Below are 13,449 nucleotides of genomic sequence, written 5' to 3'. Positions count from 1 at the left end.
CCGGGGCGACGGTCGAGTCCTCCCGTCCTTCGGGAACCGGCCTAGGAACCGCCGGCGGAGATCCCGGCCATCGACCGCTTCTCCTCCCGCGTGGCGATGAGACCCGACGGCGCGAGGATTCGCGACTCCTCGAACGGCGCCTCGGTGCTCGGCAGCGGCTCCCGCGACCGGATCGCCTTCGCCCACACCCGGAACGCGTCGAGCAGCACGATGATGATCAGGACCGCGAACAGGGCCGCGAGGACGCCGTCCACGGTGGAGTTGAGGACGATCTGCCGCATCGCCGCCTCGCTCTTGGCCGGGGCGAGGACCTGCCCCTGCTCCAGCGCGGTCTGGAAGCGCTCGCGCTGGGCGAAGAAGCCGAGGCCGGGGTCGGCGGAGAAGACCTTCTGCCAGCTCGCCGTCAGCGTGACCGCGACGTCCCAGGCCAGCGGGATCGCCGTGACCCACGCCCACTTCAGCCGGCCGCTCTTGATCAGCAGCGTGGTGCCCACCGTGAGCGCCACCGCGGCGAGCAGCTGGTTGGCGATGCCGAACAGCGGGAAGAGCTGGTTGATCCCGCCGAGCGGGTCGTTGACGCCCTGGTAGAGGAAGTAGCCCCAGGCCGCCACGACGATCGCGCTGGTCGCCACCAGGCCGGGCCACCAGCTCACCCGCCCGATCGGCTTCCACAGGTTGCCCAGCGTGTCCTGCAGCATGAAGCGCCCCACCCGGGTGCCCGCGTCGACCGTGGTGAGGATGAACAACGCCTCGAACATGATCGCGAAGTGGTACCAGAACGCCTGCAGCGCCGCTCCGCCGAGGAAGCCCGAGAAGATCTGGGAGATCCCCACGGCCAGCGTGGGCGCGCCGCCGGTGCGCGCCACCAGCGTCTCCTCCTGCACGGACCGCGCCGCGGCCTGGAGCTGCTCGGGGGTGATGACGAAGCCCATGTTGGTGACCGCCTCCGAGGCGGACTGCACGGTCGCGCCCACGACCCCGGCGGGGGAGTTCATCGCGAAGTAGAGCCCGGGGCTGAGCACCGACGCCGCCGTGATCGCCATGACGGCGACGAACGACTCCATCAGCATGGAGCCGTAGCCGATCATCCGGACCTGCCGCTCCTTCTGGATCATCTTCGGGGTCGTGCCCGACGAGATCAGCGCGTGGAAGCCCGACAGCGCCCCGCACGCGATGATGATGAACACGAACGGGAAAAGCGACCCGGCGAACACCGGCCCGTCGCCGCTGAAGGCGTACTTGGTGAAGGCGGTGTTCCGCAGCGGCGGCATCGTGATGAGCACGCCCACCGCGATCAGCGCGATCGTGCCGATCTTCATGAAGGTGGACAGGTAGTCGCGCGGCGCCAGCAGCATCCACACGGGCAGGACCGCCGCCACGAACCCGTACGCGATGAGCCACAGCGCCAGGGCCGACGGGCTGAGCGTGAACACCGGAGCCCAGCTCGACTCCTGCACCCACCCGCCGGCCATGATCGACAGGATGAGCAGCGCGACCCCGATCACGGTCGTCTCGACGACCCGGCCGGGTCGCAGCACCCGCAGGTAGAACCCCATGAACAAGGCGATCGGAATGGTCATCGCGATGGAGAAGACGCCCCACGGCGACCTGGCCAGTGCCCCCACGACGACCAGTGCCAGCACGGCCAGCAGGATGATCATGATGGCGAAGACCGCGACGAGCGCCGCCGCGCCGCCCACCGGCCCGATCTCCTCGCGGGCCATCTGGCCGAGGCTCTTGCCGTTGCGCCGCATCGAGAAGAACAGGACGACCATGTCCTGCACCGCTCCGGCGAAGATCACCCCGGCGACGATCCAGATGGTGCCGGGCAGGTAGCCCATCTGCGCCGCCAGCACCGGCCCGACCAGCGGCCCGGCCCCGGCGATGGCGGCGAAGTGGTGGCCGAACAGGATGCGCCGGTCCGTCGGGTGGTAGTCGATGCCGTTGTTCAGGCGCTCGGCGGGCGTGGCCCTGCGGTCGTCCGCGCCCAGCACCTTGTGCAGGATGAACCGGGCGTAGAAGCGGTAGGCGATGGCGTACGAACCGAGCGCGGCGGCGAGCAGCCACACCGCGTTGACGTTCTCGCCCCTCGACAGGGCGAGAACCGCCCACCCCGCCGCGCCGACGAGGGCCACGACCGTCCAGATGATGATCGATCGCACGTTCACCGGTTACCTCCCGGGGTCTCCTCCCGCGACGGGACGGCCCAGGCAGCACCGCAGCCCGGCGTCCGGCGGCAGATCGGTGGTGAACCGCCGCCAGCGCCACAGCGGGCGGCAGTCGACCGTGACCGGAAGCTCGACGAGGTGCGCCCAGGCGACAGGGTGGGCGAACACCGGATCGGACCCGAGACGGCGGGCCCGCCGGGGCAGCCGGGACCGGCGCAGCGGCCTGACGGAGAACTCCCCGGCGTCCGCACAGCACAGGCCCGTGATGTGCCAGTCGAAGAAGACCACTTCGTCAGGGCGGAGCGCGGCGCGTGCGGCGCTCGTCAGCGTGATCCGGGACATCCGGAGCCCCTGGTCATCGGCATCTTCCGGCTACTCGGAAGCTATCGGCGGCTGTACCCGCCGTCACGTCACCGAAACGCCCTGTATGCCGATTGCAGTGGCATAAGTCACATTGACCCGGATCGTCCCGTGGGCGGTGTCGCCCCTCTGGTACCCCTGGAGAGATCTTGTTCGTGTCGATCGGACCACGGGGGAATATCGTGATCACAACGAAGCGGACGTTCCGTGCCCTGACGCTCGCCGCGGCGGTCACCGCCGCCGCCTTCTCGCTGGCCTCGCCGGCCGGAGCCTCGCCCATCGCGCCCGAGACGGGCGCGGAGCCCGCGGTGACGGCCGGGCCCGCCGAGGCGAAGGCGCGGCGGTACTGCCTGTACGGCGGCTACGCCCGCGCCAAGGAGAACATCAAGATCCGGACCGAGCCGAGGGTGAACGCCACGGCGCTCGGCCTCGTCCTGCGGAACCAGCAGTTCAGCTGCCACCACGGCCTGGACGCCCAGCGCTACACGCGCTGCGGCCAGACCTCGGACGTGTGGCAGTACATCACCTACAACGGCATGACCGGCTACATCCCCGGCACCTGCACCAAGCCCCGGTCGTAGCGATCAGCCGTCGCCGCGTACCTCCTCCAGGTACGCGGCGATGGCGTCGCGGTTGCGGGTCAGGCACAAGATGCGCTGCGTCATCCGGTCGCGCTCGACCTCCAGCGTGGCGATCATCTCCGGCGTCGCGTCCGAGAAGTGGATGACCCGCGGGCTGTCCAGACATGGCAGGATCTGCTTGATGATACGCGTCGGCAGACCGGCGTCCAGCAGGCCCCTGATCTGCAGGACCCGGTCCACCATCCGCTCGTCGTACTCGCGGTAACCGTTCGCGGCCCGGCAGGCGGCGATCAGCCCCTGCTCCTCGTAGTAGCGCAGCAACCGCCGCGCCGTGCCGGTGCGCTCCGCCAGCTCGCCGATCCGCATATGGCCCATGTCACACCCCGCCGTGTTGACCTTCACATCCATGTGAACGTTCGAGCATACGCGGCATGACCAACGACACCGCCTCCCGCCCGGCCACCCGGGCACTGCCGCTGGCCGCGCTGACCGCCCTGGCCACGGCCGCTTTCGTCACCGTCCTCACCGAGGCGCTGCCCGCGGGGGTCCTGCCCGCCATGAGCGCCGGCCTCGGCGTCAGCGAGTCGGCCACCGGGCAACTCGTCACCGTCTACGCCGCCGGAACGGCGATCTCGGCGATCCCGCTCACCGCCGCGACGGCCGGCTGGCGGCGCAAGCGCCTGCTGCTGGCCGGCGTGGCCGGGTTCGCCGTCGCCAACACGGTCACGGCCGTCTCCGCGCACTTCCCCCCTGACGCTGGCCGCCAGGTTCGTCGCCGGTGTGGCCGCCGGCGTCATCTGGGCGCTGCTGGCCGGGTACGCCCGCCGGCTGGCCCCCGACCACCTGCAGGGCAAGGCGATGGCGATCGTCATGGCGGGCATCCCCGCCGCGCTGTCCCTGGGCGTGCCCGCCGGCACCTTCCTCGGCGGGGCGCTCGGCTGGCGGACGACGTTCTGGGCCATGACCGCCCTGGCCGCCGTCCTGCTCGGCTGGATCGCCGCGCTCGTCCCCGACCAGCCGGGCCTGCCCCGCGGGGAGCGGCCCGCGATCCTGCGCACGCTCGCCGTCCCCGGCGTGGCGGTCATCCTGTTCGTCACCCTCGTGTTCGTGCTGGCCCACACCGTCCTCTACACCTACATCGCGACGTTCCTCGACCACCTCGGCCTCGGCGCCTCCGTCGACCTCGTGCTGCTCGTCTTCGGCGCGGCCTCCCTGGCGAGCATCTGGATCACCGGCGCCCGCATCGACCGGCGGCTGCGCGCCCTCACCATCGCCGGCACCCTCCTGGTCGGCGCGGCGGCCGCGCTCCTCGCCCTGCCGACCGGCAGTCCCGTGCTCGTCCACCTCGCGGCCGCCCTGTGGGGCCTCGGCTGGGGCGGCATCCCCACGCTGCTGCAGACCGCCGCCGGCCGCGCGGGCGGCGCCGCCGCCGACACCGCCCAGGCCATGCTGGTCACCCTGTGGAACGCCGCCATGGCGGGCGGCGGAGTCGCCGGCGGCCTGCTCCTGGATCTCCGCGGCCCGGCCGTCCTCCCCTGGACCGTCCTGGCGCTCCTCCTCCCCGTCCTCGCCACGGTCGTCCTCGCCCGCACCCACGCGTTCCCTGCTGTGGACCGGGGGAGCGCCCGGCCGTAGGGTTCCGACATGATCAGCCCCCGACCCCTGGCGCGTCCGGCGCGCACCCGCCGGAGCGTCGCCCTGGTCGCGGTGGCCCTGGTCGCGGTGGCGCTGGTGGCCGGCGGGCTCGCCCGGACGGTCGTCGGGCAGGTGACCGGGTCCGGCTGCGTCGCCGCCGAGAAGGCCCTGGTGCCGGTCCTGGCCGCCGAGCCGATCCTCGCCGCCCACCCCGCGGGCGCCGTTCAGCGCGCCCGCCACAGCGGGTGCTTCCGCGACGACCCGTTCCCGTACGCGGGCAGGCTCTACGAGTTCGGCGGCGACTTCACCGCCTACTACGCGCGTGCGGCCGCCCGGGAGGGCTGGCGGCCGTTCACCGCGGCCGAGGGGACCTGCTACACCAAGACCGTCGGCGGCGCGACGGCGTTCCTGTCCGTGGCCGCGCACGAGGCCGGCGGAGTCCGCGGATACGGCATCGACGTCGCCGCCACCCACGACCCTCCTCCCGAGGACGGCGGACTCCTCTGCTAGCCCGCGTCGTCGAGCCCGGCTTGTACGGTTTCCGGCCCCACCGCTGGTCCTGGACCCCGACGTCTGCGATCATGCCTGCCATGACCTTGTCCCGAAAGGGCCATGCCGCGTAGGCGCCCCTCCGAGGTCCACCCCCGATCGGGGTGCCGGACCCACCGACCCTCCCTCCACCATGTGCCCGGACTCGGCCGCCGGCCCATGACCGCGGTCGTCGCCCTCGAACACACCCGGCTGCGGCCCGGCGAGATCGCCGCCTCCCTCGCCGCGTGGCGGGACGCGGTCCTCCCCGGCACCCTCGACCGGCTCGCACCGGCGTGCATGTGCCCCGAGTGCTCCGGCGACGCGCCCCGCCGGCGGCTCGACCGGGCCCTGGCCGCACTGCCGCGCTGGGCCCGGTCACACCTGTACGCCCTGGTCCTGCCGCTGGACAGAAGGTTCCGCGCCCTCACGACGCCGGACCCGCACGCTCCGCCCGACTGGCCCTGGTGGCGGCGGCGAGGCGTGTGCCGAGGGTGGTCTTCCCCGCCGCGGCCGGGCCGATGAGGACCATCCACGGCGCCGCGTCCCTCGAAGCAGTCATCGGAAGAAAAGGTAGTACGCCGCGTCCCGCGCGATCAGGAAGCCCACGATCGCCAGGGTCCAGCCGACCGCCGAGACCGCGTTCCGGCTCATCCACGCCCGCAACCGCTGCAAGATCGGCTCCAGCCACGCGCCGGCCACGCCGCGCAGAGCCAGCAGCGCCAGCGCCGGGGTGATCATGATGATCACGTACGCCGCCAGCAACGGCACCCACCGCGCGACCGGCAGGCCGGAGGCCGTCATGAAGCCCATCGCGGCGAGGTACGGCACCATCGTCGCGACCTCCAGCAGCCCGGCGGTCAGCCCGAGCAGCACCATGGCCCACGGGCCGCCCCGCCGGATGTCGAAGCGGCGTTCCGGACCACCGCGTTCCCGCTGTCGCTTGGGGTCGAAGCGGAAGCTCAGGGCGAACAGCCCCACTCCGGCCACGAGCTGGACCCAGTACGCCGGACGGCTCTGCAGGGCGTCGCCGAGGTTCTCCAGCGCGGCGGACAGCCCCAGCATGAGCGCGACGCCCACCGCGAAGTAGAACAACGCCACGGTGGCCAGGTAGATCATCAACCGTGGCACCCGGTCCCGGTCCGGGGCGAGCAGCAGGAAGACGGGGACGCCCAGGGTCCCGAAGCTCGCGCTGTCCACGACCGCCAGCGCGGCGAGGGTGAGAAGGAGGCCGATCGTCACCTGACGAGCGTGCCGCGCGGCGCCGATGGAGGCATCCTCCCGGCGACCGAAACCGGCGTACATCCTTGTGTGCACCGCGCTCGCGGGCGCCGTGGGGGAACGCGCCGACGGCCGTGCACGAAATGCCCGTACTCCGCCTGACGTTGTCGGGAGTGTGGAGGGGACGGGTCACATGCTGATCGGGGAGTTGTCCCGGCGCACCGGTGTCAGCGCGCGGCTGCTGCGCTACTACGAGGCGCAGGGGCTGCTGGAGTCCAGGCGCGACGCGAACGGGTACCGCACCTACGACGAGGAGGCGGTGGTCACCGTACGGAAGGTCCGCGCCCTGCTGAACGCGGGCCTGACCACCGAGGTGATCCGTGTGGTGCTGCCGTGCACGGTGGGCGACCAGCCGGAGTTCGACTGGTGCGCGGACCTGAGAGCCCTCATGGACCGCGAGCTGGAGGCCATGGACCGGCGCATCGACGATCTCCGCCGCAGCCGCGGCACCCTCGCGGGCTACCTGGCCGGGCCGGGCGCCGGGGCGTGACGCTTTCGGGCAGGCGGTCGCCCTGCACGAGGTGACCGTTTTGCCAAGTCCTTGCCCCGACATGGACGCTTTCGGGAGAGAACGTCCATCATCCTGGCACCGGTGGGGGCACGCTCGCGGATGTCACGATGCGGTCCGCCGTACATCGCACGGACATGACGATCATCCGGGAGGCCAGGGGGCCGGTCATGGGTCGCACAGGACGAACTGCCGGGCTCGCGGCCTGCGCAGTCGCGGCGACTCTGGCCGCCTGCGGCCCTGCCGTCGTCCGGGAGGCCGGGGAGCCCGAGATCAAGATCGGGTTGATCACCAAGACGGAGGCGAACCCGTTCTTCGTGACGATGAGACAGGGTGCCCAGGCCATGGCCACGGCCCAGAGCGCCACGCTGATGACCGCGGCCGGGAAGTACTACGGCGACAACGCCACCCAGGTCACCGCCATCGAGAAGATGGTCGCGGCGGGCGTCAAGGGCATCCTGATCACGCCGAACGACGCCACGGCGATCGTCCCGTCGATCAAGAAGGCCCGGGACGCGGGGGTGCTGGTCATCGCGCTGGACACGCCCACCAGGCCGCAGAACGCCACCGACGCCCTGCTGGCCACGGACAACTTCAAGGCCGGTGAGCTGATCGGCCTGTACGCCAAGGCCATGATGGGTGACCGGCCGGCCAGGATCGCCACGCTGGACGCGACGCCGGGCAGTTCCTCCAGCCGGCTCCGGCACGCCGGCTTCCTGAAGGGCTTCGGCATCACCGAGGGCGATCGCTCGATCGTGTGCTCCCGCAACACGTACGGCGACCGGACCATGGGCCGGATCGAGATGCGCCACTGCCTGCGGGAGAACCCCGGGATCAACGTGGTGTACACCGTCAACGAGCCCACCGCGTTCGGCGCCCACGCCGCTCTCAAGGCCATGGGACTGGAGAAGGGCGTGCTCCTGGTGTCGGTCGACGGCGGCTGCGTCGGGGTCCAGGCCGTGGAGATCGGCCAGATCGCCGCCACCGCGCAGCAGTACCCGCTGAAGATGGCCGAGATGGGCGTGCAGGCCGTGGTCGAGTACGCCGAGTCGGGCGCGAGGGCGTCCGGCTACACCGACACCGGCGTCAGGCTCATCACCGACAAGCCCGTCCCCGGGATCGAGTCGAGGAACACCCTCTTCGGCCGCCGGCACTGCTGGGACTGACCCCTTGCTCCTCCTATCGAAATTCGATATATTTCTCTCGTTATTCGATGGAAGGAGGGTGATGGGCAAGCTGACGGTGCTCGCTCTGCGTGCCGTGCTCGTGGTGCTGCTGGCCGGCTCGGTGTTCGTGCAGACGGTGATGGTGCCCCTGCTCGCCGCCGACCTGGAGGGGCTGAACGCGGACTACGCGTACGTGCGCACGCCGTTCCTCGCGATCGTCGTTCTGGGCGTCGTGGCGGTCCAGGTGGTGCTCGTGTGCGTGTGGCGGCTGGTGACGATGGTCCGGCGCGGGACGGTGTTCTCCGACGCGGCCTTCCGGTACGTGCACGTCGTGATCGGCGCGGTCGTGGCGGCGGCCGTCCTGATGTTCGCGCTCGCGGTCCTCCTCGCTCCGGGCGAGGCCGTCGCTCCCGGCGTGGTCCTGCTGATCTGCGGGGCTTCCGTGGCGATCCTGGGGGTCGCGCTCGTCGTCCTCGTCCTGCGGATGCTCCTCGCCCAGGCCGTCGCCCGCGACGTCGAGGCGGCGCGGATGCGGGCCGAGCTGAACGAGGTGATCTGATGCCCATCGTGGTCGACATCGACGTGATGCTGGCCAGGCGGAAGATGTCCGTGGGCGAGCTCGCCGACCGCGTCGGGATCACGCCCGCCAATCTGGCGGTGCTCAAGAACGGCCGCGCCAAGGCGGTGCGCTTCACGACGCTCGCCGCGCTGTGCGAGGTCCTGGACTGCCAGCCGGGCGACCTGCTGCGCTGGGAGGCGGCGGAGGCCGGGGAGGCCGTGGAGGCTGAGGAGGGCGTGGGAGCATGACTCCGGGCTGAGGCCGGATGGGATGCTCGTCCCGCGGTCATGGGGCGGAAGGGGATGACGCGGATGGGCCTGGAGGTCGAGAGCCGGCCGTCCGACTCGCCGTACATCGAGCGGGTGTGGCGGAGCGCCAGCGACGATGTCAGCCGGATGACCTCCGTTGCGACGGCGTCCTGGGACCTGGTCTTCTGGGAGCACCGCGGCCAGGTGAACGCGGCCGTGCACGGGCCGGAGCCGTGGGCGAGTCCGGCTCCCGTGCCCGAGGACGCCACGTTCTTCGGGATCAGCTTCTCCGTCGGCACGTCCATGCCGCACCTCCCGGTCAGCCGGCTCGTCGGGGGCTCCGCGGAGATCCTTGACGCCACCCGCAGGTCGTTCCGGCTGAAGGGCTCCGCCTGGCGCCTGCCCGACTACGACAACGCCGAGGCCTTCGTGGGACGGATGGTGCGGGAGGGCGTCCTCGACGCCGACCCGGTCGTGGCCGCGGTGCTTCGCGGCGCCCCGCCGGCCGTGTCCGAACGCACCGTCCAGCGCCGTTTCGTGGCGGTGACCGGGCTCACCCACGGCGCCGTCCGGCGGATCCGTCGCGCCAGGCGAGCGGCGGTCCTGATCCAGGAGGGGGTGCCGGCCCACGACGTGGTCCACCGGCTCGGATACTTCGACCAGCCACACCTGGCCCGGTCGCTGACCCGCTACATCGGACGGACCGCGACGCAGCTGTCCGGCGGGGACGCGCCGGAGCCGCTGTCGCTTCTGTACAAGACCTGAGCGCTCGTTCCCCCGTAACCTCCCAGTCGCGGTGATCGGAGGCGACACCGCCGGACGAAGGGGCAGCACCATGGGAAAGATCGTTTCCAACTTCTTCATCTCCGTGGACGGCGTGGTCGAGTCGCCGGACCAGTGGCACTTCCCGTACTGGAACGACGAGATGGGCGCCGTGGTCGAGGCCGGCATGCAGAGCGCGGCGGCCCTCCTGATGGGCCGCAAGCTGTACGACGAGTGGTCCGCGTACTGGACGGCGACGGACGCCGACCAGGACCTCGCCAGATCCCTCAACAACGCGCGCAAGTACGTCGTGTCCACCACCCTGCGCAAGGCGGACTGGGCCAACACCACCGTCGTCTCCGGCGACGTCGCGGCCGAGCTGCGCGAGCTCAAGAAGGAGATCGACGGCGACATCCAGATGTCCGGCTCGGCGACGACCGTGCGATGGCTGCTGGCCAACGGGCTCCTCGACGAGCTCAACCTGCTCGTCCACCCGATCGTCGTCGGCCATGGCCGGCGGTTGTTCGAGGACACGCCGACCCACCCGCTGAAGCTGGTCACGTCCGAGACCTTCACGACCGGCGTGCTCAACCTGACCTACGTACCGGATGTCGCGTGAGACCGCTCCGAGCATGCCGGACACAGCGACCGGCGCTGCCGATCGACGATCCGTCCACAGCGGATCGTCTCCGCGGCCGCCGATCAGGATCCGAGAAGCCCCGGTCACCGAGCCGCCGCTAACGTGAGGGCCATGGACCTCACCATCCACGCCAGCACGCTCCCGCATGACGACGCGGACGCCGCCCTGGCCTTCTACCGTGACACTCTCGGCTTCGAGGTGCGCAGCGACGTCGGACACGGCAAGACGCGCTGGATCACAGTCGGCCCCGTCGACCAGCCAGGCACGTCCATCCTCCTGGCGCCGGCGGCCGCCGACCCCGGCATCACCGAGGACGAGCGCAGGACCATCACCGAGATGATGGCCAAGGGCACCTACGGCTGGATCCTGCTGGCCACCCGGGACCTCGACGGCACTTTCGACAGGCTGCAGGCGGCCGACGACGCCGAGGTCGTCCAGGAGCCGACCGACCAGCCGTACGGCGTGCGCGACTGCGCCTTCCGCGATCCGGCGGGCAACCTGGTCCGCATCCAGCAGCTTCGCTGAGCCGTCCGGCAGGAGACCGGCCCTGACGGCGCCGCGACCGATGACCCACGGAGCCCTCCTCAGAAGTGCGGGGGCTCTTCACGCTATGACTGGAGTGACCATGACAGACGCGCCGCCGCGGGACCTCGACGAGAGGCTGCGCGACACGCGCGCGAGGCTCGAGAGCGACGTCGATCTCTGGGTCGCGACGCAGGGCTCTACGGGCGTTCACCTCATCCCGCTCTCGTACCTCTGGGACGGGTCCGCGTTCCTCGTCTCGACGCCGCGTGCCTCGGTCACCGGCCGCAACCTGCTGGCGGACGGCCGCGTGCGACTCGCCCTCGGGCCGACGCGCGACGTCGTCCTCGTCGACGGCGCCGCCGAACCCGTGGACCTCGCCGACCTGGCCCCGGGCACGGGTGACGCGTTCGCGGCCAAGACCGGCTTCGACCCGCGCGAGCTCGACGAGCCCTACCAGTACTTCCGGATCCGGCCACGGCGCGTCCAGGCCTGGCGGGAGGCGAACGAGCTTCGGGGGCGCGACCTCATGCGCGACGGCCGCTGGCTCGGCTGACCCGCACACGCGAACAGCACGCGGCGCACGCACGGCGGCAGCACCGGCTCGCCACCGCGACGGTCCACGCCGGCACGGCCTGAGCCGGACCGCCGGCGTGGACGCGCCCGCGCTGTGTGCCGCCGTGCCTCCGCGTGGTACGGCAGGCTCAGAGCTTGTACAGCTTCTTGAACGGTGTCGTGATGCGTTCCTGCCGCGATCCGAAATCGACGATCACGGCGGCTTCTTCCTCCACACCGATGACCACGCCGAGGCCGTACCGATCGTGCGTGACCTGGTCATTCACGCTGAACTGCTCGACGGGCGGAGCCGGGGCCGGGGCTTTGAAGGGACTGGTGGGCATGTGGCGACGGGGGGCGCCGCTAGCTCGATTCATCCCCTCCAGTATGTGCCGCCGTACGAACGCTCACGACGGGGGGTCCGCGCTCCGGCGGTGGCGCACCATGAAGACGTCGATCGCGTCCTCGGTCTCGACCGTGAACCCGTGCCGCTCGTACAGCCGGCGGGCCGCACTGCCCTGCAGCACGTTCAGCCGGACCGCGGCTCCGTCGCGGTCGCACCGTTCCAGCAGCCTGCTCAGCACGGCCGAGCCGATCCCTCTGCCCTGCGCGTCCGGATCCAGGTAGAAATGCTCCAGCCAGTAGGCGTCTTCGGCCGGCCGCAGCGCCACGCAGCCGGCCAGGGCGCTGTCCACCTCGATCACCCAGGTGTGCGCCGGCGCGAAGCCGTCCCGAAGACGCTGCCGCACACGCTGCTCGTCGTATCGCCCGAGCCGCTCAAGATCCGGCCGCAGAACCACGGCTCGCAACTCGGCCACCGCCTCGACGTCCGCCGCCGAAGCCGGACGAAGCTCCCAATCCGTCATGATCGCGATGTTATCGCCCAGCTGCTTGTCGCCTCGGAGCTTCCCTCTTGCGCCGGTGCGGGGGGCGACGCGTCGGCCGCCCCCGTTCGTCCTCAGGGGGCGATGAGAACCGGAGTCCCCAGCGGCAGGCCCGCGAGCACCTTGAGCGCGCGAGCAGGCACCCTTACGCAGCCGTGCGTGACCGCCTGGCCGAACACCTTCCGGTCCGGCCAGCCGTGGAAGGCCACGGTGCCGGGGCCGCCGCCGAAGGTGTCGAGCGTCGCCGAGTGCGTGCCCAGCGGCAGGATCAGCGGGCTGTAGGTCTTCTTCTTCGGCGACATCACCGCCAGCATGAAGGTCCTGCCCACCGGGGTGGGCGTCTCGGGGCCGCCGACGGCGACCGTCCAGGTGCCGAGCTTCTTGTTCGCGTTCATCACGGTCAGCTGCCTGGTGCCCAGCTTCACGATGGCGCGGTAGCGGCTGCGCGCCTTCTTCAGGCCCTTGGCCTTGATCCAGCCCGTCACGTGGTTGGGCTTGCTGGGCAGCAGTACGCGGTACCAGCCCTTGCGCCCCTCCACCACGGGCACCCAGGTCTGGCTGCCGAGCTGCTTCGCCGGCAGGGTGGCGGCGGGCCTGCCGCCGGGCGAGGCGTGGACGGCCACGGCGCGGGTGGGGTGCACCACGACGCCGCTCAGCTTGCCGAACGTGTCGGTGTCCTGCGGGAGACCGCTCAACTCCGTGAACGTGGTGGCCTGGGGGAGTGCGGTGGCCGCGATCGAGGCGCCGGAGGCCGGAGCGACGGGCGACGCGGCGACGCCGGCGGGGGTCGAGGCGACGAGGCTCGTGGCGACGAGCGCGGCGCCGATGAGTCGATAGGGGGCGTCGAGCGGCACGATCGGCTCCTGGGGTTTATGACACATGCGACACGAACGTGTAACCCTCCGGCCCGATCAATAACAGTTTGGAACGTTTGAAGATGGGAGGCCGGCAGGTGTGACATTTTTACACAGATGGGTCCTTTGAGGCTCCAGCTCTACCAGACACCTCGAGGTGCGCACGTGACACCCCCCAGACTCTCCTCAGTCCGTCGC

General features: G+C 71.2%; 19 protein-coding genes. 12 read left to right on the top strand and 7 right to left on the bottom strand.

What is annotated here, in order from left to right:
• Window positions 1–41: 41 nt before the first annotated feature.
• Together CXR44_RS12515 and CXR44_RS12510 are read right to left on the bottom strand one after the other, a co-directional pair.
• The gene (locus CXR44_RS12515; RefSeq protein ID WP_101785866.1) at window positions 42–2,168 is read right to left on the bottom strand and encodes a carbon starvation CstA family protein; all 2,127 of its coding nucleotides are present in this window, start codon (window positions 2,166–2,168) and stop codon (window positions 42–44) included.
• A gap of 3 nt (window positions 2,169–2,171) precedes the next feature.
• Window positions 2,172–2,510, bottom strand: a complete 339-nt coding sequence (locus CXR44_RS12510; protein WP_101785864.1) for a hypothetical protein — start codon at window positions 2,508–2,510, stop codon at window positions 2,172–2,174.
• Window positions 2,511–2,710: 200 nt separating this feature from the next.
• On the opposite strand from CXR44_RS12510, the gene CXR44_RS12505 reads away from it, so the two are divergent.
• A complete protein-coding gene (locus tag CXR44_RS12505; protein ID WP_101785862.1) occupies window positions 2,711–3,109 on the top strand; it encodes a hypothetical protein in 399 nt (132 codons plus the stop codon).
• A gap of 3 nt (window positions 3,110–3,112) precedes the next feature.
• Here CXR44_RS12505 and CXR44_RS12500 read toward each other — a convergent pair whose 3' ends face one another.
• Entirely contained in the window at window positions 3,113–3,475 is a 363-nt protein-coding gene (locus CXR44_RS12500) for a MerR family transcriptional regulator (RefSeq protein WP_101785860.1), read from the bottom strand.
• Between the two features lie 414 nt (window positions 3,476–3,889).
• Here CXR44_RS12500 and CXR44_RS12495 point away from each other — a divergent pair, with 414 nt between their 5' ends.
• From CXR44_RS12495 to CXR44_RS12485, 3 genes are all read left to right on the top strand, one after another.
• Window positions 3,890–4,744 (top strand): MFS transporter, encoded by an 855-nt coding sequence (locus CXR44_RS12495; RefSeq protein ID WP_101785858.1) that lies wholly within the window; start codon window positions 3,890–3,892, stop codon window positions 4,742–4,744.
• 9 nt (window positions 4,745–4,753) lie between these two features.
• On the top strand, window positions 4,754–5,254 hold the full coding sequence (locus CXR44_RS12490) for a hypothetical protein (RefSeq protein ID WP_101785856.1): 501 nt from the start codon (window positions 4,754–4,756) through the stop codon (window positions 5,252–5,254).
• Window positions 5,255–5,452: 198 nt separating this feature from the next.
• Window positions 5,453–5,797 (top strand): hypothetical protein, encoded by a 345-nt coding sequence (locus tag CXR44_RS12485; protein ID WP_101785854.1) that lies wholly within the window; start codon window positions 5,453–5,455, stop codon window positions 5,795–5,797.
• Window positions 5,798–5,830: 33 nt separating this feature from the next.
• Here CXR44_RS12485 and CXR44_RS12480 read toward each other — a convergent pair whose 3' ends face one another.
• Window positions 5,831–6,514 carry a GAP family protein gene (locus tag CXR44_RS12480; RefSeq protein WP_101785852.1) on the bottom strand — a complete coding sequence of 228 codons (684 nt, stop codon included), beginning with the start codon at window positions 6,512–6,514 and terminating at the stop codon, window positions 5,831–5,833.
• 172 nt (window positions 6,515–6,686) lie between these two features.
• On the opposite strand from CXR44_RS12480, the gene CXR44_RS12475 reads away from it, so the two are divergent.
• From CXR44_RS12475 to CXR44_RS12440, 8 genes are all read left to right on the top strand, one after another.
• Window positions 6,687–7,043, top strand: a complete 357-nt coding sequence (locus tag CXR44_RS12475; protein WP_101785850.1) for a MerR family transcriptional regulator — start codon at window positions 6,687–6,689, stop codon at window positions 7,041–7,043.
• A gap of 155 nt (window positions 7,044–7,198) precedes the next feature.
• Window positions 7,199–8,227 (top strand): substrate-binding domain-containing protein, encoded by a 1,029-nt coding sequence (locus tag CXR44_RS12470; protein ID WP_219601773.1) that lies wholly within the window; start codon window positions 7,199–7,201, stop codon window positions 8,225–8,227.
• A 61-nt stretch (window positions 8,228–8,288) separates the two neighbouring features.
• Complete coding sequence (locus CXR44_RS12465; RefSeq protein ID WP_101785848.1) at window positions 8,289–8,786, top strand: DUF2975 domain-containing protein; 498 nt, start codon at window positions 8,289–8,291, stop codon at window positions 8,784–8,786.
• On the top strand, window positions 8,786–9,034 hold the full coding sequence (locus CXR44_RS12460) for a helix-turn-helix domain-containing protein (RefSeq protein ID WP_101785846.1): 249 nt from the start codon (window positions 8,786–8,788) through the stop codon (window positions 9,032–9,034). Before CXR44_RS12465 ends, CXR44_RS12460 begins: the two co-directional genes overlap by 1 nt.
• A gap of 54 nt (window positions 9,035–9,088) precedes the next feature.
• Window positions 9,089–9,799 (top strand): helix-turn-helix domain-containing protein, encoded by a 711-nt coding sequence (locus CXR44_RS12455; RefSeq protein ID WP_219601772.1) that lies wholly within the window; start codon window positions 9,089–9,091, stop codon window positions 9,797–9,799.
• 70 nt (window positions 9,800–9,869) lie between these two features.
• A complete protein-coding gene (locus CXR44_RS12450; RefSeq protein WP_101785843.1) occupies window positions 9,870–10,415 on the top strand; it encodes a dihydrofolate reductase family protein in 546 nt (181 codons plus the stop codon).
• A 132-nt stretch (window positions 10,416–10,547) separates the two neighbouring features.
• Window positions 10,548–10,961, top strand: a complete 414-nt coding sequence (locus tag CXR44_RS12445; protein WP_101785841.1) for a VOC family protein — start codon at window positions 10,548–10,550, stop codon at window positions 10,959–10,961.
• Window positions 10,962–11,061: 100 nt separating this feature from the next.
• Entirely contained in the window at window positions 11,062–11,514 is a 453-nt protein-coding gene (locus CXR44_RS12440; RefSeq protein WP_101785839.1) for a pyridoxamine 5'-phosphate oxidase family protein, read from the top strand.
• Window positions 11,515–11,662: 148 nt separating this feature from the next.
• On the opposite strand, the gene CXR44_RS12435 is transcribed toward CXR44_RS12440, so the two are convergent.
• From CXR44_RS12435 to CXR44_RS12425, 3 genes are all read right to left on the bottom strand, one after another.
• Entirely contained in the window at window positions 11,663–11,857 is a 195-nt protein-coding gene (locus tag CXR44_RS12435) for a hypothetical protein (RefSeq protein WP_245899109.1), read from the bottom strand.
• Between the two features lie 63 nt (window positions 11,858–11,920).
• On the bottom strand, window positions 11,921–12,379 hold the full coding sequence (locus CXR44_RS12430) for a GNAT family N-acetyltransferase (protein WP_101785836.1): 459 nt from the start codon (window positions 12,377–12,379) through the stop codon (window positions 11,921–11,923).
• Between the two features lie 92 nt (window positions 12,380–12,471).
• Window positions 12,472–13,251, bottom strand: coding sequence for a L,D-transpeptidase (locus tag CXR44_RS12425; RefSeq protein ID WP_180903359.1), 780 nt, complete (start codon window positions 13,249–13,251; stop codon window positions 12,472–12,474).
• Window positions 13,252–13,449: the final 198 nt, after the last annotated feature.

Origin of the sequence: Nonomuraea indica (assembly GCF_002850745.1) — a bacterium.
Taxonomy (GTDB): domain Bacteria; phylum Actinomycetota; class Actinomycetes; order Streptosporangiales; family Streptosporangiaceae; genus Nonomuraea; species Nonomuraea indica.
This window is presented reverse-complemented; position numbering and strand designations above follow the sequence as displayed.

Bases quoted from the DNA above. Each gene is read 5' to 3' on its own strand.
- CXR44_RS12470 (WP_219601773.1), top strand. From the start codon at position 7,199: ATGACGATCATCCGGGAGGCCAGGGGGCCGGTCATGGGTCGCACAGGA.
- CXR44_RS12430 (WP_101785836.1), bottom strand. From the start codon at position 12,379: ATGACGGATTGGGAGCTTCGTCCGGCTTCGGCGGCGGACGTCGAGGCG.
- CXR44_RS12445 (WP_101785841.1), top strand. From the start codon at position 10,548: ATGGACCTCACCATCCACGCCAGCACGCTCCCGCATGACGACGCGGAC.
- CXR44_RS12510 (WP_101785864.1), bottom strand. From the start codon at position 2,510: ATGTCCCGGATCACGCTGACGAGCGCCGCACGCGCCGCGCTCCGCCCT.
- CXR44_RS12435 (WP_245899109.1), bottom strand. From the start codon at position 11,857: ATGCCCACCAGTCCCTTCAAAGCCCCGGCCCCGGCTCCGCCCGTCGAG.
- CXR44_RS12460 (WP_101785846.1), top strand. From the start codon at position 8,786: ATGCCCATCGTGGTCGACATCGACGTGATGCTGGCCAGGCGGAAGATG.
- CXR44_RS12500 (WP_101785860.1), bottom strand. From the start codon at position 3,475: ATGCGGATCGGCGAGCTGGCGGAGCGCACCGGCACGGCGCGGCGGTTG.
- CXR44_RS12475 (WP_101785850.1), top strand. From the start codon at position 6,687: ATGCTGATCGGGGAGTTGTCCCGGCGCACCGGTGTCAGCGCGCGGCTG.
- CXR44_RS12455 (WP_219601772.1), top strand. From the start codon at position 9,089: ATGACGCGGATGGGCCTGGAGGTCGAGAGCCGGCCGTCCGACTCGCCG.
- CXR44_RS12490 (WP_101785856.1), top strand. From the start codon at position 4,754: ATGATCAGCCCCCGACCCCTGGCGCGTCCGGCGCGCACCCGCCGGAGC.
- CXR44_RS12440 (WP_101785839.1), top strand. From the start codon at position 11,062: ATGACAGACGCGCCGCCGCGGGACCTCGACGAGAGGCTGCGCGACACG.
- CXR44_RS12450 (WP_101785843.1), top strand. From the start codon at position 9,870: ATGGGAAAGATCGTTTCCAACTTCTTCATCTCCGTGGACGGCGTGGTC.
- CXR44_RS12485 (WP_101785854.1), top strand. From the start codon at position 5,453: ATGACCGCGGTCGTCGCCCTCGAACACACCCGGCTGCGGCCCGGCGAG.
- CXR44_RS12465 (WP_101785848.1), top strand. From the start codon at position 8,289: ATGGGCAAGCTGACGGTGCTCGCTCTGCGTGCCGTGCTCGTGGTGCTG.